General features: G+C 71.2%; 13 protein-coding genes and 1 pseudogene. 6 read left to right on the forward strand and 8 right to left on the reverse strand.

Features of this window, described 5'->3' with window-relative positions; all coding sequences use genetic code 11:
- Window positions 1–2: 2 nt before the first annotated feature.
- Entirely contained in the window at window positions 3–887 is an 885-nt protein-coding gene (locus AB0442_RS33690; protein WP_366167400.1) for an MBL fold metallo-hydrolase, read from the reverse strand.
- 133 nt (window positions 888–1,020) lie between these two features.
- On the opposite strand from AB0442_RS33690, the gene AB0442_RS33695 reads away from it, so the two are divergent.
- Both AB0442_RS33695 and AB0442_RS33700 read left to right on the forward strand, forming a co-directional pair.
- Complete coding sequence (locus AB0442_RS33695; protein WP_366167401.1) at window positions 1,021–1,509, forward strand: MarR family transcriptional regulator; 489 nt, start codon at window positions 1,021–1,023, stop codon at window positions 1,507–1,509.
- Window positions 1,506–1,967 (forward strand): Imm1 family immunity protein, encoded by a 462-nt coding sequence (locus AB0442_RS33700; RefSeq protein WP_366167402.1) that lies wholly within the window; start codon window positions 1,506–1,508, stop codon window positions 1,965–1,967. The genes AB0442_RS33695 and AB0442_RS33700 overlap by 4 nt, the downstream gene beginning before the upstream one ends.
- Window positions 1,968–2,022: 55 nt before the next feature.
- On the opposite strand, the gene AB0442_RS33705 is transcribed toward AB0442_RS33700, so the two are convergent.
- Entirely contained in the window at window positions 2,023–2,991 is a 969-nt protein-coding gene (locus tag AB0442_RS33705) for a hypothetical protein (protein WP_366167403.1), read from the reverse strand.
- Between the two features lie 240 nt (window positions 2,992–3,231).
- Window positions 3,232–4,782 (reverse strand): alpha-L-arabinofuranosidase B, encoded by a 1,551-nt coding sequence (locus AB0442_RS33710; protein ID WP_366167404.1) that lies wholly within the window; start codon window positions 4,780–4,782, stop codon window positions 3,232–3,234.
- Between the two features lie 639 nt (window positions 4,783–5,421).
- On the opposite strand from AB0442_RS33710, the gene AB0442_RS33715 reads away from it, so the two are divergent.
- The 4 genes from AB0442_RS33715 (at window position 5,422) to yjfF (ending at window position 10,018) form a co-directional block, all read left to right on the forward strand.
- The gene (locus AB0442_RS33715; RefSeq protein WP_366167405.1) at window positions 5,422–6,402 is read left to right on the forward strand and encodes an ABC transporter substrate-binding protein; all 981 of its coding nucleotides are present in this window, start codon (window positions 5,422–5,424) and stop codon (window positions 6,400–6,402) included.
- Window positions 6,403–6,489: 87 nt separating this feature from the next.
- On the forward strand, window positions 6,490–8,007 hold the full coding sequence (locus tag AB0442_RS33720) for a sugar ABC transporter ATP-binding protein (RefSeq protein ID WP_366167406.1): 1,518 nt from the start codon (window positions 6,490–6,492) through the stop codon (window positions 8,005–8,007).
- Window positions 8,004–9,047 (forward strand): ABC transporter permease, encoded by a 1,044-nt coding sequence (locus tag AB0442_RS33725; RefSeq protein WP_366167407.1) that lies wholly within the window; start codon window positions 8,004–8,006, stop codon window positions 9,045–9,047. Before AB0442_RS33720 ends, AB0442_RS33725 begins: the two co-directional genes overlap by 4 nt.
- Entirely contained in the window at window positions 9,044–10,018 is a 975-nt protein-coding gene (gene yjfF, locus AB0442_RS33730; protein ID WP_366167408.1) for a galactofuranose ABC transporter, permease protein YjfF, read from the forward strand. Before AB0442_RS33725 ends, yjfF begins: the two co-directional genes overlap by 4 nt.
- Window positions 10,019–10,074: 56 nt before the next feature.
- On the opposite strand, the pseudogene AB0442_RS33735 reads toward yjfF, so the two are convergent.
- The 5 genes and pseudogenes from AB0442_RS33735 to AB0442_RS33755 all read right to left on the reverse strand — a co-directional run bounded on the left by AB0442_RS33735 (window position 10,075) and on the right by AB0442_RS33755 (window position 17,195).
- Window positions 10,075–10,844: pseudogene (locus tag AB0442_RS33735) on the reverse strand (transposase family protein).
- A gap of 39 nt (window positions 10,845–10,883) precedes the next feature.
- The gene (locus AB0442_RS33740) at window positions 10,884–11,261 is read right to left on the reverse strand and encodes a CBS domain-containing protein (protein ID WP_366167409.1); all 378 of its coding nucleotides are present in this window, start codon (window positions 11,259–11,261) and stop codon (window positions 10,884–10,886) included.
- A gap of 193 nt (window positions 11,262–11,454) precedes the next feature.
- The gene (locus AB0442_RS33745; protein WP_366167410.1) at window positions 11,455–12,966 is read right to left on the reverse strand and encodes a DEAD/DEAH box helicase; all 1,512 of its coding nucleotides are present in this window, start codon (window positions 12,964–12,966) and stop codon (window positions 11,455–11,457) included.
- Between the two features lie 377 nt (window positions 12,967–13,343).
- Window positions 13,344–13,547, reverse strand: a complete 204-nt coding sequence (locus tag AB0442_RS33750; RefSeq protein ID WP_363548770.1) for a cold-shock protein — start codon at window positions 13,545–13,547, stop codon at window positions 13,344–13,346.
- Between the two features lie 3,252 nt (window positions 13,548–16,799).
- Complete coding sequence (locus tag AB0442_RS33755; protein ID WP_366167411.1) at window positions 16,800–17,195, reverse strand: hypothetical protein; 396 nt, start codon at window positions 17,193–17,195, stop codon at window positions 16,800–16,802.
- Between the last annotated feature and the right edge of the window lie 586 nt (window positions 17,196–17,781).

Raw genomic sequence — 17,781 nt, forward strand, 5'->3', positions numbered from 1 at the left:
GGTCAGGCGTCCAGGGGCTTCCAGGCCGGGCCGCGGCCGTCCCGGCGGACGTGGCCGAACACCACGTCGGCGAAGTGCACGCCGAATCCGATCGTGTCCGGTTCGGCCAGTTCGGCGACGAGTCGGCGGCGGTGCTCGGCCGTCCCGGCGGGGTCGTGGTCGAAGGCCGCGGACCACTCGGGGTGGTCGATCTGGATCGGCGAGTGCACGGCGTCGCCGAAGGCGATCAGACGGCGTCCGCCCCCGGTGATCACGTACTCGGCGTGCCCGACGGTGTGGCCGGGGGTGATCCGCACGCGGACGCCGGGGAAGACCTCCTGCCCGTCGGTGACCGTCCTGACCCGTGGGGCGAAGACGGCGGCCTGTCCGGCCGTGCCCTGGGCCTCCAGCAGGTCCTGTCGCTCCCACTCGGCTTCGGAGACCAGGTGGTCGGCGTGGGCGAACGCCGGCCGGTCGGTGCCGGGGGCGGGGAGGCCCGCCCAGCCGAGGTGGTCGGAGTGCAGGTGGGTGAAGGCGACCGCTTCGACGTCCGCGGGTCCGCGGCCGAGTGCGGCGAGGTTCTCCAGCAGGGCGCCGCCGTGGATGACGCCGACCGGCCCGGCCGGGGCTTCGGCCGTGCGCGGGCCGAAACCGGCGTCGATGAGCATCGCGCGGTCGCCGTGCTCCACCAGCAGACCGCCGACGCTGCCCACGAGGTGGCCTGCGGCGTCCAGGTACTCCGGGTGTGCGGCCCACACCTCCGCGGTGGTGTCCGGGAGCAGGTCGAGCGGCCGGAGCCGCACGTCGCCGTCCGGCACGTAGGACACCCTGGTCCCGCCCAGTCGTACGGAACGGATCGCTCCCGGCCGGTTCAGCCGTCCGCCCCGGGTCGTCGTCAGGTCCGTCATGGTTCCCCTCCTGTGAATGCACGTCAGCCGCCTGCCGCGGTCCCCCGCGGCGGCGACGCCCACCATATGCATCAAGTTCGAACCATTCAAGTTGCAATTATTTGGATCGGACGGATTTGCTAGGCTGGGGGGCATGACGACGTCCCCGCAGGCACAGGCACCGACGCTGGCGCACGCGCAGGCGCAGGCGCAGGCGCAGGCCGTGGCCGAGCGGCAGCTGTGCGGCCTGGTGAACGGACTCGCCCAGCGCATCGCCGAACACGTGCGGGCACGCGCCGCCACCCTGGGCCTCACCGCCTCCCAGGCGACCGCGCTGCGGGAGATGAGCGGGCCGATGACCATGCGGGAGCTCGCCGAGCGGATGAGCTGCGAGCCCTCCAACACCACCTTCGTCGTCGACAAACTGGAGAAGCAGCAGCTCGTCGAGCGCCGGCCGCACCCCACCGACCGCCGGGCCAAGCACCTCGTCCTCACCGCCGACGGCACCGCGCTGCGCGAACGCCTCCTCGGACTCCTCGCCGTGGACTCCCCGCTCTCCGCGCTCACCCCGGACGAGCAGGGCGTCCTGCACGGTCTGCTGGAGCAGGCCGTCGCCCCGCACCAGGACGCCTCCGGCACATGACCACCCGGGACGGCGAGGGGGACGGGACGCTGCGGGGTACGGAGGCGGTCTTCACCGAGGAGCACTCGGGCGCACCGGTGCTGCTCGACTCGGCGGAGGCCGTCGACGCGATGGTCGACGCACTGATCGCCGGCGGCCCGCTGCGCAACACGGCCCACCTGGTCTCCCTGGACCGCCCGCTGTTGCCGTCGGGCCGGCCGGACCACGAGTTCCTGGCCGGGGTCCGCGCCGGCGGGCAGGTCGGCATCCTCTCCTACAGCACCGGCGACGAGGGCGCCCTGATCCCGGCCGGCGAGGCCACCACCCCGGTGGCGACCTACATGGTCGTCACCTACCCCCGGGAGTTCCTGGAGCCGACGGAGGTCCCGATCGGCCTGGTGCGTCAGGCCGTGAAGGAGTTCGTCCTGTCCGGCGGCCGGCGGCCCACCTGCCTGGAGTGGCGCGAAGAGCCGTACTGACCCCGGGCCCCCGGCGCGGACCGGCCCACCACGGCCCGGCCCCGCCGGACAGGCGCTACGGCACCCGCAGGGTGACGGCCGCGGTGTGCAGGCGGCCACCGGCCTGGAACTGCAGGAAGACCCTCCAGTTCCCGGGCTTCGCGAGGAGGGCGTAGAAGGTCAGCACCGGGCCGCCGCCGCCCGCGGTGACCGGGGTGATCGGGTGGAGGTGGGCCAGCGCCAGGTCGCCCTCGTGGAAGGCGCTGAGGTGGGCGTAACTCCCGAGGTACGGCTGGAGGTCGGTGACCGGCTTGCCGTCCGGACCCGTGGCGGTGACGGTCAGCGGGAAGGCCTCCGCCGGCGTCGGGTCCCCCTGGACGGTCAGCGTGTAGCCGTCGGCCACGGCGGTGCCGGCCGCGGCCGGGAGCGGAGCCGCGGTGGCGGTGCCCGGCACCGTGACGGTGCTGCCGAGCACGTACTCCGTGCCCCGGTGCGGCCCGACGGCCGGTACGAACGAGGCGTACACCCGCCAGACGCCCGGATCGAGTGCGGCCAGGTCGGCCGTCCAGGTGCCGTCGGCCGCCATCACGGGGTGCAGGTGCTGGTAGCCGGTCAGGTCCGAGCGGATCGCGTAGAGGTGCATCCGCTTCGTCTGGGACTCCGCGAACTCGGTGACCGGCCGGCCGTCGGGGCCCGTGACGACGAACGGGAAGCCCACCGGCCGCGCGGCGGGGAGGCCGGCGACCCGCGGCTCCAGGCGGTAGCCGTCGCGCTCCGGGGCCAGCCCGTCGGTGCCGGCCATCGCGTGCCCACCGTGCTTGCCGGCCGCCGCCGGGGGCGCAGCGGCTGCGCCGTGACCCGCGGCCGAGTGGTCGGCGGCGGAGTGACCGGCGGCGGAACCGCCCGGCTGCGTGGACGCGACCCGCCCCGACGAGTCCTGCGCCGAGGAGCCCTGTGCGGCCAGGCCGAGCAGGGCGGTCGCACCGACCGCCAGCGCGAGGGAGCAGGCGAGCAGCGGGCGGTGGCCCTTCCAGTCACGGGTCACGGTGAGCCTTTCGAGCAGGCGGGAACGGGGTTGCGCGTCCGCGCCGCCGTCCTGCGGCCGACCGGGCCGCACGATCAGGAGATCCGCCCGCACCGCGCCGATAACCGGAATTCGGCAGCCTCTTGCCGGGGCGTCCCGTCCGGACGGGGCCGGCACCGCCGAGGAGCAGGCGGTGCCGGCCCTCCCGGCGGCATCGCAGGCCTCACGACCGGGGCAGGCCTCACGACCGTGACGCGGGGCTCAGGACCAGGGCTGGGCGGCGAGCCAGCTGGTGTCCTCGCTCCAACTGGTGGCGTTGTCCCAGGTGTTGCTGCCGCCGTCGCCGGCGAGGTAGCCGGTGTAGGCGTAGTGCCGCAGGTACTTGTTCGGGTAGTTGACCGACTGGAAGGAGATGCCCTGGCCGCTGTGGCCCGCCTGCGGGCAGAAGGTCGCGTCCTGCATGAACAGGGCGGTGCCGTTGCTCGCGGCGGTGTGGAGCTGGAAGCCGGAGTGGCGCAGGTACTGGCCGGGGGCGGCGGCGGACTCGAAGGACAGGCAGCTGCTGTCGGCCAGTCCGGCGCGGACGGTCCAGCCCGCGGCGGTCCTGTCGGCGGCCGGGCTGGCGGCGTTGATCGGCGAGATGGCCACCGTGCCGTCGGTGTTGCGGCGCAGCGAGTCCGCGGTGCAGCAGGCGGTCGTGGCCCGGAGCGAGATGCGGGAGCCGACGGTGAGCGCGCTCGACGTGACGGGGGCCGTCTGGTAGCCGACGGCGTTGATGTTGGCCTGCACGGCGTTCTCGGTGGCGTCGGAGGGGTAGCCGGAGGTCATGACGCCCTCGTAGAAGGTGCCGCTCGAGGACTTGCTGTTGTCGCCGCCGATGCCGAGGATGATGGCGCCCTCCTTGTGCATCGGGTTGTAGCCGGACGCGTTGGGGCGGGCACCGCTGTAGAAGGTGGAGAGCCCTCCCGACCGGGCGTCGCCGGCGCGGATGGCCCACTGGTTCGGGCCGCCCTTGACGACGGCGGTGAGGAAGCGGTGGCTGACGCTCGGGTCGTTGGCGTTGTAGCCGACGTCGGCGCCGGAGAACAGGCCGTTCTCGAGGTCGGCCATCACCCAGGGGCCGTTGCCGGCTCCGGTGCCCCAGATCCGGCTGTCGCCGAAGTAGACGGCCTCCATGTGGCCGTTTCCGGTGTCGAGGTTGTTGGTCTCGGCGTTGCCGTAGTCGAAGCAGCAGCCGCCGCCGAAGTGCGTTCCGTCGAGGACGGCGTACATGCCTTCGGGCTGGTCGCCGGTGGCGATCCCGGAGGTGTGGTTGTTGCGGTATCCGGTGCCGGCGGCCACGTAGATGCCGTAGGCCGGGTGTCCGCCGGCCTTCACGGGTGCGGCCGTGGCGGGCGCGAGGTCGTCGGGGCCTCCCGCGGCCCCGCCCGCGGGTGCCTGGGTGAGGTTGTTGCCGCGGCCCGACTGGTCGTAGACGACGGTGATCAGGCAGGTGGTGGCGGCGCAGAAGGTGTCCTGGGCGGCGGCGTCGGCGTAGCCGCCGGCGCTCAGCGGGCCGATGTCCCTGGTCGCGCCGTCCGAGGCCCGCCGGACCTGGTAGAGGGCTCCGCTGTAGGCACCGTAGAGGGCACGGGTGGTGCTGTGGGCCGCGACGCAGGGCGTGCCGCCCGCGGCGTAGATGTCGCACGGCCCCTGGGTGGCGGCCTGCGAGGTTGCTTCCGTGCCGGCGAGGAGGGCCACGGCGAGGACGGCGGTGGTCCCGGACGCGAGCAGGGCGCGCCGGGCGCGGCGCAGCCGTGTTCGAACAGCCAAGGGTGGGCTCCTTTGCTGGTGGCGGGAGTTGAGTGTTAGCGCTAACAATCAGAGCCGGCGGCAACTCAGGACAGCTGGGGTGATTGAGAGTTCGGCTCAGAGACGGCCGGGCATCACTATGAACACTCCGTATGACCGCGTCAAGGCGTCCGACAGTTCCCGACGCACAACCGCCGGTCGCCACCGGCCGCCACCGGAACGGCCACTCCCCGCGCCACCTGGGCATTCGCGACCCGCCGCACCCAACAGGGCGACATCCGCGCCGATACGGCAGGCGCCGGTCACGGATCCCCTGCCCGGCGCCCCGGACCCCCGGCGCCGCCGGTGACCGGATGGGCGGGCCGGCCCGCAGCGGTCAAGATTCGATAAAGCGGTGCACCACTCTTGCCCCCATCATATGTGAGCGCTAACAATCATCGGGCGAAGACGCCGGCGCTCCCACCCCAGCGCACGCCGGTGACGCATCGGTACGCCGAACGATCATTCTCACACCGCCTTTGACGATCCATCCGATCACTTCAGGGCCCGAGCCGGCGGCTGCCGCCCGCCCGGACCAGCACACCCATTCCCTCCGCCGACCGCTGCCTGCCGCCCGCTCCGCAGCCCCGGCCCGGAGGGGACCATCGAGAGGAAGCCCAGATGTCCAAGAGAGCCGCTGCCGCCGTCCTGGCCGGCGTCATGATCGTCGGCCTGTCCGCCTGCTCCTCCACCGGCGGTTCGTCGGACGGCAAGAAGCCTGGCGGCAAGCTCGTCCTCGGCTTCGCCCAGGTGGGCGCCGAGAGCGGGTGGCGCACCGCGAACACCAAGTCCGTCCAGGAGGCGGCGAAGAAGGCGGGCATCACCCTCAAGTTCTCCGACGCCCAGCAGAAGCAGGAGAACCAGATCAAGGCGATCCGCTCGTTCATCCAGCAGAAGGTCGACGTGATCGCCTTCTCGCCGGTGGTCGAGTCCGGTTGGGACACCGTGCTGAAGGAGGCCAAGAACGCGCACATCCCGGTGATCCTCACCGACCGCGCGATCGACTCCGAGGACACCTCGCTCTACGCCACCTTCCTCGGCTCGGACTTCGTCGAGGAGGGCAAGAAGGCCGGCGACTGGCTGGTGAAGGAGTACCAGGGCAAGCCGGGCGAGGTGAACATCGTCCAGCTGGAGGGCACCACCGGCTCCGCCCCTGCGAACGACCGCAAGTCCGGCTTCGCCGACGTGATCAAGGGCGACCCGAAGTTCAAGGTGGTCGCCTCGCAGACCGGCGACTTCACCCGGGCCAAGGGCAAGGAGGTCATGCAGGCCTTCCTGAAGGCGCAGCCCAGGATCGACGTCCTGTACGCCCACAACGACGACATGGCGCTCGGTGCGATCCAGGCGATCGAGGAGGCCGGGAAGAAGCCCGGGACCGACATCAGGATCGTCTCCGTGGACGGCGTCAAGGACGCCTTCACCGCCATGTCCCAGGGCAAGATCAACTTCGATGTGGAGTGCAACCCGCTCCTCGGCGACCAGCTGATGGAGCTGGCGAAGAAGGTCAAGAACGGCGAGAGCGTCGAGCGCCGGATCAAGACCGTCGAGGGCACCTTCACCCCCGAGCAGGCCACCGCCGCGCTGCCGACCCGTCAGTACTGACCGGCCGGCGCACCGGGCCGCCCGCCGCGCCGCAGCCCCACGGCGCGGCGGCGCCCCCGGTCCCGACCGACCACGAAAGGAGGACCGATGCAGCAACCGGTCCTGGAAGTACGCGGGCTCCGCAAGGAGTTCCCCGGCGTGCTGGCACTCGACGACGTCGACTTCCGGCTCTTCCCCGGGGAGGTGCACGCGCTGATGGGCGAGAACGGCGCGGGCAAGTCCACCCTCATCAAGGTCCTCACCGGCGTCCACCCCGCGGACGGCGGCGAGGTCGCCCTGGCCGGCCGGCCGCTGCGGATCGCCGGTCCGCTGCAGGCGCAGCAGGCCGGCATCTCGACGGTCTACCAGGAGGTCAACCTCTGCCCGAACCTGTCGGTCGCGGAGAACCTCTTCATCGGCCGTGAGCCGCGCCGCCGCGGCCTGATCCACTGGTCCGAACTGCGCCGCCGCGCCGCGGCCTCGGTCGCCGCACTCGACCTGGACATCGACGTCACGGCCCCGCTGGAGAGCTTCTCGATCGCCGTCCAGCAGCTGGTGGCGATCGCCCGGGCGGTGGACGTCGAGGCCAAGGTGCTCGTCCTGGACGAGCCGACGTCCAGCCTCGACCGCGACGAGGTCGCGCAGCTGTTCGCCGTCATGCGCGGGCTGCGCGAGCGGGGCGTGGCGATCCTGTTCGTCTCGCACTTCCTCGACCAGGTCTACGAGATCTGCGACCGGATGACCGTCCTGCGCAACGGCCGGCTGGAGGGCGAGTACCTCACCCGGGACCTCAGCCAGGTCCAGCTGGTCTCCCGCATGATCGGCGCCGAACTCGCCGACCTGGAGGGGCTGGCGACCGCGAGCCGCCGCACGGACCGGCCCGCGCCGGAGCAGCCCTTCCTCACGGCGGAGAAGCTCGGCCGGCGCGGCGCGGTCGAGCCCTACGACCTGACCGTGCGGCCCGGCGAGGTCGTGGGGCTGGCGGGGCTGCTCGGCTCCGGCCGCACCGAGGCCGCCCGGCTGCTCTTCGGCGCCGACCACGCGGACAGCGGCACCGTGCGGATCGACGGCCGGCCCGCCGCGCTGCGCACCCCGCAGGCCGCGGTCGCGCACGGCATCGCCTTCTGCTCCGAGAACCGCAAGTCCGAGGGCCTGGTCGGTGAACTCACCGTCCGCGAGAACATCGTGCTCGCCCTCCAGGCCTCCCGCGGCTGGCTCCGGCCCCTGTCGCGCACCGCGCAGGACGACTACGCGCTGCGCTGGATCAGGGCGCTGAACATCCGCCCCGGCGATCCCGAGGCACTGGTGCGCAACCTCTCCGGCGGCAACCAGCAGAAGGTGCTGCTCGCCCGCTGGCTGATCACCGACCCCAAGCTGCTGATCCTCGACGAGCCGACCCGCGGCATCGACGTCGGCGCGAAGGCCGAGATCCAGAAACTGGTCGCGGACCTCGCCGAGAAGGGCATGGCCGTGCTGTTCATCTCCGCCGAACTGGAGGAGGTCCTGCGCCTCAGCCACCGGATCGGCGTGCTGCGCGACCACCGCATGGTCGCCCAACTGGCCAACGACGGATCGCTCACCCCGGAGCACCTCATGGAGACCATCGCGAGCGGAGCCCGGCGATGACGAAACACCGGCTCTTCTGGCCCGCAGCGGTCCTCGTCGCGATGCTGCTGGCCAACCTGCTGTTCACCCCGGACTTCTTCGCCGTCCACACCAAGGAGGGGCACCTCTACGGCAGTCTGATCGACATCCTGCACTTCGGCGCCCCGCTGGTCCTCGTCTCCCTAGGCATGACGCTGGTCATCGCCACCGGCGGCATCGACCTGTCGGTCGGCTCCACGGTCGCCATCGCCGGCGCCCTGGCCTGCCTGTACATCAGCGAGGCCGCCGACCCCGGCAGCGTCTCCACCGTCCTGGCCGCCGTGGCGCTGGCGCTGGCCGTCGCACTCGTCCTCGGCACGGTCAACGGCCTGCTGGTCTCCCGCATCGGCGTGCAGCCGATCGTCGCCACCCTCATCCTCATGGTCGCCGGCCGCGGCGTCGCCCAGCTGATCACCGACGGCCAGATCATCACCGTCACCAGCGACCCCTACCGGCTGATCGGCGGCGGCTACTGGCTGACCGTCCCGTTCTCGGTGCTGCTCGCGGCGGCCGCCGTCACCCTGGCCGTGCTGCTCACCCGCTCCACCGCCCTGGGCCTGCTGCTGGAGTCGGTCGGCGGCAACCCCGTCGCCAGCCGGCTGGTTGGCATCCGCGCCCACCGACTGACCACCCTGGTCTACGTCGCCAGCGCCGTCTGCGCGGCCGTCGCCGGACTGATGATCAGCTCCAACGTCTCCGCCGCCGACGGCAACAACGCCGGCCTGTGGATCGAACTCGACGCCATCCTGGCCGTCGTCATCGGCGGCACCTCGCTCAACGGCGGACGCTTCTCCATCGGCGGCACCGTGCTCGGCGCCCTGGTCATCCAGACCCTGTCCACCACCGTCTACACCATCGGCATCCCGCCCGAGACCACCCTGGTCTTCAAGGCCGCCGTGGTCATCACCGTCTGCCTGATCCAGTCGCCGCAGTTCCGCGCCGTACTCGCCCGCCGTCGCACCACCGCGCACGGCGGCCGGCAGCCGAAGCCCGCATCCGCCGATCTGAAGGTGGGCGCATGAACACCACCCTCGCCGCAAGACTGCGCGGCCACGTCCCGCTGCTGGTCACCACCGTCCTGCTCGTCGCCATGTTCGGCGTCGGCTCGGTCCAGTACGAGGGCTTCTTCTCGGGCCAAGTGCTGCTGAACCTGCTGATCGACAACGCCTTCCTGCTGGTCGTCGCCGTCGGCATGACCTTCGTGATCCTCACCGGCGGCATCGACCTGTCGGTCGGCGCGGTCGTCGCCCTCTCCACGATGGTCTCGGCCTGGCTGGTGGAACAGCACCACTGGCCGATCCTCGCCGTCATCCCGCTGGTGCTGGCGATCGGCACCGGGCTGGGCTGGGCCATGGGCTGGGTCGTCCACACCTTCGAGATCCAGCCGTTCATCGTGACGCTGGCCGGCATGTTCCTCGCCCGCGGCCTCTGCTACACGATCAGCGTCGAGTCGATCTCCATCACCGACCCGTCGTACACCGCGATGGCGCAGACCCGCGTCCCGCTGCCCGGCGGCACCTTCCTCTCCCCCAGCGCCGTCATCGCCGTGCTGGTCGCCGCGGCGGCCTTCGTGGTCCTGCACCACACCCGGTTCGGCCGCAGCGTCTACGCGCTGGGCGGCAGCGAGCAGTCCGCGCTGCTGATGGGTCTGCCGGTGGCCCGCACCAGGATCACCGTCTACGCGATCAGCGGCTTCTGCTCCGCCCTCGGCGGCGTCCTGCTGACGTTCTACATGCTCTCCGGCTACGGCCTGCACGCCGTCGGCCTGGAGCTGGACGCCATCGCCGCCGTCGTCATCGGCGGCACCCTCCTCACCGGCGGCTCCGGCTACCTCGTCGGCACCGTCCTCGGCGTGGCCGTCCTCGGGCTCATCCAGACGATCATCAGCTTCCAGGGCACGCTCAGCTCCTGGTGGACCAGGATCGTCATCGGCGCCCTGCTGTTCGTCTTCATCGTGCTGCAGCGCGTCATCACCGCCCGCCGCCGCACCTAAGCCTTGTTGCAAAAGACGTTGGGACGGCATGCCGAAGCGCGCCCTGACCTGGTGTTTCACCCGCTCCGGGCGAGGTCGTGCATGTGGGCGACGGCCTGCACCGCGTGGTGCAGGCCGTCGTTCTCCTGTCGGCAATCTCGAAGGATCTTGTAGTTCTTCATGCGGGCGAAGGTGTGCTCGACGCGGGCGCGCACCCGCCGGTGTTCGACGTTGTCCTCCTCCTGGGCTCGCAGGAGCGGCCGGCCGGCGCGTTTGCGGTGCGGGACGACCAGGCCGGTGTTGAGGTGGGCGCCGTCCGCCAGGACCGTGGTGTCCGCGCAGACGGCGGGGAGGTCGGAGGCCCGCCGGACGTGGGCGTCGGCCCTGTTGCCCCGAGCAGGACCCGCGGTGGCCCCCACGAGGCGGATGTCGGCGCCGATGACGACCTGCACGTTCGCCGAGAACCGGTAGTTGCGGCTGGACGCCCCGACGGTGCGGTCGCGCACCCGGACCAGGGTGCCGTCCACGATCCACAACCGTTCCACGCCCGGTCGCGGCCGGGGTGCGGGTTCCAGCGCGAGGAGCGGCCCGAGCTTCTGGACCACCTGCAGACCGTCGCCGTGGAGATCCCGAACAGTGGCGCGAGCTGCCGCATGGTCAGGTTGGTCCGGTAGTACACGGCCACCAGCAGTACCCGGTCGGCCAGCGGCAGGCACCACGGCCGACCACCGCCCGGACCGTTCCCGCCCCGCTCCCCTACCACCCGCACCAAGCCCTCGAACTGCCGCATCCGCAGACCCGTGAACGTCTCCACCCACACCGGCTCAGCCCGGACCACCTCACCCATACAGGAGCAATGCCCGGGCCGAAGCCATCTGCACAAGCTTTAGAAGCTGAGCAGGCCGATGACGTGGCCGTCGTGGTCCACCACCGGCCACGCCTCCAGGCTGCGGGCACGCATGGCGGCGGCCGCGGTGGCGGCGGGCATGCCGATGGTGGCGAACGGGGCTCGGTCGAGGGCCACGTCGCGTACCGGGGTGCGCTCGGTGTACCAGGACCGTGTCTGGAAGGGCGCGAGGTGCAGGCGGTTCAACAGGCCTGCGCAGCGGCCGTCCTCGTCGCGGACCAGGAGGTGGTCGGCGCCGGAACTCTGCAGGATGTCCAACGCGGTGTCGACCATGACGTCGTCGCTGATCTGCAGCTCCGGGGGGCTCATGAGGTCGCCGACCGTGGTGGTCGCGGAGTGTTCGAGGGTAGTAGTCATGGACAGGCTCCTTGGTCTTCCCGCCGGGCGGGCGGTGATCGGGGCACTGGCGGGGCGCGGTCCGCCGGAGCGGGCCGCGGCACTGCTGTCGGACTCCACGTGCGGCCGTCGCCGGTAGTCGGTTTCGCCGCGGCGGCGGCCTGCCGGGCCCGGTCGGCACCAGCCGGGCCCGGCAACTGCTACAGGGAGAGTGCTATGCGGCGACGGCGACGCGCCCGGGAGCCGTGCTACGCGAGCCGTGGACGGTTCGCGGATTGCGGCCGGCACGGCCGCGCCGGCCGCGACGCGTGGAGGGGCTGCGGCGCGGCTGCTCGACGACGGGGTCGGCGACCACGGTGGGGATGCCGGTGGGCATACGGGCTCCGGTGATGCGGGCCAGGTTCTCGTCGCCGGCGCTGACCCGGGTGGTGACGGGGGTGATGGCGGCTGTGGTCATCATGCGGGCCATCGCGCGGCGCTGGTTGGGCAGGACGAGGGTGACGACGGTGCCGGACTCGCCGGCCCGGGCGGTGCGTCCACCCCGGTGGAGGTAGTCCTTGTGATCGTTCGGGGGGTCCAGGTTGACGACCAGGTCGAGCCCGTCGACGTGAATGCCTCGGGCGGCGACGTTGGTCGCGATCAGGGCCGTGACCTGGCCGGTGCGGAACTGCTCCAGGGTGCGGGTGCGCTGGGGCTGGGACTTTCCGCCGTGCAGGGCCGCGGCCTTGACTCCGTTCGCCAGTAGGTCCTGAACCAGGCGGTCCGCGCCGTGCTTGGTGTCGGTGAACATGATCACCCCTCCGTCGCGGGACGCGATGTGGGCGATCGTGGCGTTCTTGTCGGAGTTCTGCACGTGCAGTACGTGGTGCTCCATGGTGCTGACCGCCCCGGCGGACGGGTCCACCGAGTGCGTGACCGGGTCATCGAGGAAGCGCCGCACCAGGCGGTCGACGTTGCGGTCCAGGGTCGCGGAGAACAGCATCGTCTGGCCGCCGTCGGCGACCTGCTCCAGGAGTTCGGTGACCTGCGGCAGGAACCCCATGTCGGCCATCTGGTCGGCCTCGTCCAGCACCGTGACGGCGACTTCGTCCAGCTGGCAGTCACCGCGCTGGATCAGATCCTTGAGTCGGCCGGGGGTGGCCACCACGACCTCCGTGCCCCGGTTCAGCGCCTGTGCCTGGCGGCCGATCGACGTCCCGCCCACCACGGTTGCCATGCGCAGGCGCACTGCGTGGGCGTAGGGGGTGAGTGCGTCGGTGACCTGCTGCGCGAGTTCACGGGTGGGGACCAGCACCAGGGCGAGCGGGCGGCGGGGCTCGGCGCGGTGTCCGGCGGTGCGGGCCAGCACGGCGAGGCCGAACGCGATGGTCTTGCCGGAGCCGGTGCGGCCTCGTCCGAGGACGTTGCGGCCGGCCAGCGAGTTCGGCAGCGTAGCGGCCTGGATGGGGAACGGCTCGGTGACGCCCTGACGGGTCAGCTCCGACAACAGTGCCTTCGGCATGTCCAGTTCGTCGAAGGACTCGACGGCCGGCAGTGCCGGGGTGGTGCTCACCGGCACTGCGAACTCGCCCTGTGGGGAGGAGCCCTGGCGGGCGCTGCGACGGGAGGTGAGCCGGCTGCCGGCGGGCCGGTCTCCGTAGAAGGAGCTGCCACCGGAGCGGGACCTGTAGGCGCCGGCGGAGCGGGAGTTGGCGTTCTGGTACGAGGAGCGGCTGGAGCGGTTCATGCGGGAAACCTTCCTGGGACGGCACGTCACGAGGAAGGCTCCGTGACGCGAGGCGCCGGCGGAGACCGCAAGGGAACGGGCCGAAAGTGTGACGGGCGGAGCGTGGGGACGGTAGAACCGTGCAGCACGTCGCCCGTGGTCGGTGCTCACCGAACAGGGCGGGAGCGAAGAACCTTCAAAGCCGTGCGATGTCACGGCAGGGCGCCGAGCCGCACGCGGCGCTGTGCGCCTCGTGCGGGGATGGCCGCCGGTGGCGGGGCAAGGGAGCCCTGAGTGGCCGGGGAGTGCGTGGTGACGCAATGCCGAGGGGCCCGCACCGGGCATCATGTACGCGGTGCGGGCCCCTCGCTGCTGGGCGGGTGCCGTGGCAGAAAGAACTACAGCGGACGAATGTTCTCGGCCTGCGGGCCCTTCTGGCCCGCCGTGACGTCGAACTCGACCTTCTGGCCCTCGAGCAGCTCACGGAAGCCGTTGGCGTTGATGTTCGAGTAGTGGGCGAAGACGTCCGGGCCGCCACCCTCCTGCTCGATGAAGCCGAAGCCCTTCTCCGCGTTGAACCACTTCACAGTGCCATTAGCCATAAAGAAATCTCCTAAAAGGGGCTGTCCGAAACCCGCACACTACGGGCCTCGAGTCGCCGCGATGAGCACCCACCCGGGGAAGAGCCGGGAAACAAAAATGCGCCTGCAACATATCAGCAGGCGCACACAAAGTTCATGGGAACCACTACTGCAACTAGTGCAACAGTAGCAGGCCCGAGCGCGCGGTGGTGGAATATTCCACCCTTGGCGGTGTCGGCGCCGCCTGCAGGCGGCGCCGCTGCGGCTCAACAGCCGCCAACGGCTATTCCTCTCACGGCAGTTGCCGACGTGGCAGCGGGCCGCAGACCGCGTTCGGGATCTGCGACGAGTGAGGCTGGGCGGGCATCCGTGGTGTCGTGGTCGACACGTAGGGTGCGGCCATGACCGTGCCTGACCTGGTTTCCTGTCCGGCATGAGCCGGACTATCGAACATCCACCGTCGGACAGTCGGACAAAGGCCAGTTCTTCGCTCACCTCGGCGATATCTTCGCAGGCCAGGACGCTCATGGCCGAGTAGCGCGGCGAGGATACTCCGTGTTGCACGAGTTCGACGCCGACGGTCAACACCCGGGCTCCCGGATCAAGTCGGGCGGGAACAGTCGCCGACGGGCCCGAGAAGGTGCCGGTGGTGGAGGTTCCGCAGCAGCCTCCGGGCGAGTGGCTGGGCCCGCTGCCCGAGTCGGCGGACCATGATGCCGATCATCGCCCGGGGAATCATCGTCCCGGAGTGGGTGGGGGCTGGATTCGTGGTCCCGGGCGAGGCGCCGGTGAGCGGTGACTCTGGCGTACGGGGCCGGACGGTGGTCGTGGCCACCACACCTCTTTCACGTGCGATTCGGATGGGTCGTGCGAACTGGCCGGGGAACGGGCAGAGGGCCCCGGCGCCATTACAGTTCCGGGGCCCCGAAGGGGATGCATCACCATCTTCGGGCCCAGGGCCGGCTTCCTCGTGTAGGCACTGCCCCGGGGATGAGGCGTGCCGGGATCGCGTATGCGTGACCGGAAACCACCGTCCTTCGCACTCCGGGGTCTGCGGTGTCCGCCCGGAAGAGGATGCTCACGGGCCGGCGACCCTGATGGCGTTCCGTCCCCTCCGTTCATCCTTCGTTGGTATTCACCTGGTACTGCCAACTGCTCGGTACTGCCGCGGCGGCCTGGTAGGCCACCCGGTCCGACAGCAGATCCTTCCCCGTCACCTGCCCGGGTTTCGGAATTCCACTGGCGGAACCTCCCAGCACGCGCCCCCGCAGCCCGGCGCCTTCACTGGGATACCGCATCCTGCAACTGCTGGTACTGCGCCGTTCACCCGCCGGACTCAGACGGCGGGTCCCACTCGTGGACTCCGGTGACACCTGCGGGCCGCCAGGCCCGGCCACCGAGCCCTGCGCCGTAATGCACACGGCCCCGGCTCCAGAACCCCGTAACCGCGTAGACCTGCGAACCACTTGCCACTCCCGGCAGTTCGTGCCTGCCAGGCACCTCCTGACTACCGGCTGCGAGAGAAATCGCAATCGCGCCGCCACGCAATGCCTACTCTGGCCGGAACAGGTTTTCCCGCGCCCCGGCGGGGGGGTGATCTCCTCCGTGCAAGGACGGCAACGGGCCCGGTCCCGGCCGGGATGCCGACACGCCCCACCCGAGGAGGCGAGCGGTGGAAGAACGAGCGGCCACGACAGCAGTGCACGGAGGCAGGACGGATGCACGGCGCGCAGCCGGAGCGGTGACTGCGGACCGACCGGCGCCGGGAGCAGGCCGGAAGGTCACGGGCCGATAGGACAGTCGTCCGGTTGCGCGCCACGCGCCAAAGCGCTGCGCCAATGCCGCAACGCGTGCATGGTGCGGTAGCGGACTACGTTCTGTCTTCGATACGGCGTGCTGCCAGTGGCAGCGGCAACGTGCTGTCGGGACAGGATGGTGATGCCCATGCGGAGGACGACGAACGGTTGGGGCTCGGGGGCGGTACGCCTTGCCGACCCGGACTGCGCGACCTGCCACGGTGCCGGTTCCTCGCGGTGCGGTCAGCCGTGCGGGCCCTGCGATGTGCGGCTCACCTGGACGCTCGCCCGCCGCATCCTGGCCGCCGACCACCGCTGCTGACATCACCGACCGCCGGCCGGCGCCGGCGTGCCTCCCAGCGGCCCCCACCTGCAGCTGCACCATGACCACGACTCCCGACGGCACGGCCAATCAGGCGCGGCCGCACCAAGGGGGTGGCGGGGGCCCGTGGCCGAAGCAGCTTGCCCAAGGACACAGGAGCGCCTTCTGCCGCCCGCTGTATTGGCCGCACGCCCGCGAGCAGGTGCACCGACCGCCGTCTCGGCCCGTCGCCGAACCGGGCAGGAAGGCGGGCTGCGCCTCGGCTCGGCGTGGTTGTCAGGTGTCGGAGCAGCCGAGGTCCCCGACCGTCCAGCTGCTGATGTCTCAATGGCGATGCGGTACATGCCGCCGGCGTACGAGAGCCCAAGGCTTCCCTGAAGGATTTTCGCCCGGTTCAGGTGGAGGTGAGTTGCGTGCGGGCGGCCCGTCCACGGGCGGGATGAACAGGGCGACGACCGGCTTCAGGTGATCCGAAGACTGCAGGACTTCCGCGACCCCGCTCCCACCACAGGGCCACTGGCGCAAGCTGCCGGTGATCACGGCTCCGGGAACCACCACGGCCCGCGACATCCAGTCGATGCGTTCGGACTCGACCATCGCGGCGGTCGAAAGGCCCGTCAGGGTTCGACATGACGTCCAGATCAGGACACCGCCTCCTGGCCGCCCGGACTGTCCGGGCTGCGGCCCAGGGGGAACGGTCTGCCGCGGGGCCGCACACCGGACCGCCGGTCCGGCCGCAATGGCGGCCCCCAGCCAGCCTCGTCTGCGCCGGTCGGGTCCCACCCGAATCTCCGGTATCCCAGCTCGGGTGGTCCCGGCAGGGTTCCGGCTCACGCGTAGCACACGGGCCACGCCGGTACGGTGCAGCTGTGCCGCGACCGGTGCGGTCGGGTTCAGCGGGTGCAGCTCCGTCCCGGCTGCGCGGGCGTGCAGGTGGACTCGGATGGGGATGTTGGGGCCGTCGGAGCCGCAGAACCCGACGCGGAGGCATGTCCCCGCCAGTTGCGGGCCGAAGTTGATATCAGACCTCGGGCGAGGGTTCGGCGCAGCGTTCGGGGCCGAGCGCTCCGGAACGCCCTCGGAACTTCCCCTGGTGACCGTTCTGGGCGCTCCGCTCGCGTGCGTCCACGGGCAGGCCACCGGCCTGGATCCCGGTCACATACCCGGTTCTTCGGGATAGAAGGGGATGTCGTAGCCCTGGTCGCGGAGCCACTCGCAGGTTGCCGCGGCCCGGTAACTGCTGTCAAAGGACGGGAAGGAGTCATCGGTCCTCTCCTCGGTCCGAGCGCCCGTCTCGTCGTCCTTCATCCTCTGCACCACGGCGTCGGCGATCCGGGCGGCCGTGTCGCCGCCGAGGTCGCCGTGGACACGCCAGCGAGTCAACCGCTCCTTGGCCTGCAGGGCCCGCCGCGCGCTCTCGGCGGCATGCTCCGAACCGACCGCGGCCACCGCCGCCTCATTGGCCGACCGTAGCCATTGGCCAAGGCAGTCGGTGATGACCTGCTGGGCCAAAGTGGCCCGCCATTCGTCCCGCTGCTGATCGCTGCCCATATACCTGCAGTCTACCGGGAAGGATCGACCGGGCGTGCAGTTCTCTCGCTTCACGCAGGGCGAACGGGACGCGCGAGCTCCACATCCGCACCAGGGACCGTAGGCCACCGGCCGGCGCGCCCGGCCGACGGCCAGACCCGTGGGTACGCCCGATGTGTCCATTCCTTGCAGGACGCCATGCTCCCGGCCCGGCCGATCCGCCACCACGGCACCGCCGTCCGTTACCGCCGCCCTCGCCCTGAACGTCGACATCGACGCCTTCGTCGTAGCCGCCACCACCGAAGAAGCACTCGAACTCCTCTGAGCACAACGCCCGTTCCTTCGGTCCCCGTGCCGGTGCTACAGCTTGTCATCCGGTCGGCGTCGCCGATCGGAGTGACGGCCATCATGTCCTCCAGGTAGGACACGGGGGCGCCCACAGGAGCCGGCGCCTGTCCGGGGCCTCGCAGGCCGGTCGATGCGCGGTAGACCGCCTACTGCGGCGAGGCCCGGGTGAGGTCGACTCGGGGCGCCCTGCTGGTGTCTCCACCAGTGGGTTTCCCCGAGCCGCCTCCCGAACCCGGCGTGCCCGTCTCCGGGCACCGGG

The organism is Kitasatospora sp. NPDC085895, from assembly GCF_040702125.1.
Lineage (GTDB): Bacteria > Actinomycetota > Actinomycetes > Streptomycetales > Streptomycetaceae > Kitasatospora > Kitasatospora arboriphila.

Bases quoted from the DNA above. Each gene is read 5' to 3' on its own strand.
- AB0442_RS33690 (WP_366167400.1), bottom strand. From the start codon at position 887: ATGACGGACCTGACGACGACCCGGGGCGGACGGCTGAACCGGCCGGGA.
- AB0442_RS33725 (WP_366167407.1), top strand. From the start codon at position 8,004: ATGACGAAACACCGGCTCTTCTGGCCCGCAGCGGTCCTCGTCGCGATG.
- AB0442_RS33745 (WP_366167410.1), bottom strand. From the start codon at position 12,966: ATGAACCGCTCCAGCCGCTCCTCGTACCAGAACGCCAACTCCCGCTCC.
- AB0442_RS33740 (WP_366167409.1), bottom strand. From the start codon at position 11,261: ATGACTACTACCCTCGAACACTCCGCGACCACCACGGTCGGCGACCTC.
- AB0442_RS33715 (WP_366167405.1), top strand. From the start codon at position 5,422: ATGTCCAAGAGAGCCGCTGCCGCCGTCCTGGCCGGCGTCATGATCGTC.
- AB0442_RS33695 (WP_366167401.1), top strand. From the start codon at position 1,021: ATGACGACGTCCCCGCAGGCACAGGCACCGACGCTGGCGCACGCGCAG.
- AB0442_RS33750 (WP_363548770.1), bottom strand. From the start codon at position 13,547: ATGGCTAATGGCACTGTGAAGTGGTTCAACGCGGAGAAGGGCTTCGGC.
- AB0442_RS33700 (WP_366167402.1), top strand. From the start codon at position 1,506: ATGACCACCCGGGACGGCGAGGGGGACGGGACGCTGCGGGGTACGGAG.
- AB0442_RS33720 (WP_366167406.1), top strand. From the start codon at position 6,490: ATGCAGCAACCGGTCCTGGAAGTACGCGGGCTCCGCAAGGAGTTCCCC.
- AB0442_RS33755 (WP_366167411.1), bottom strand. From the start codon at position 17,195: ATGGGCAGCGATCAGCAGCGGGACGAATGGCGGGCCACTTTGGCCCAG.
- yjfF (WP_366167408.1), top strand. From the start codon at position 9,044: ATGAACACCACCCTCGCCGCAAGACTGCGCGGCCACGTCCCGCTGCTG.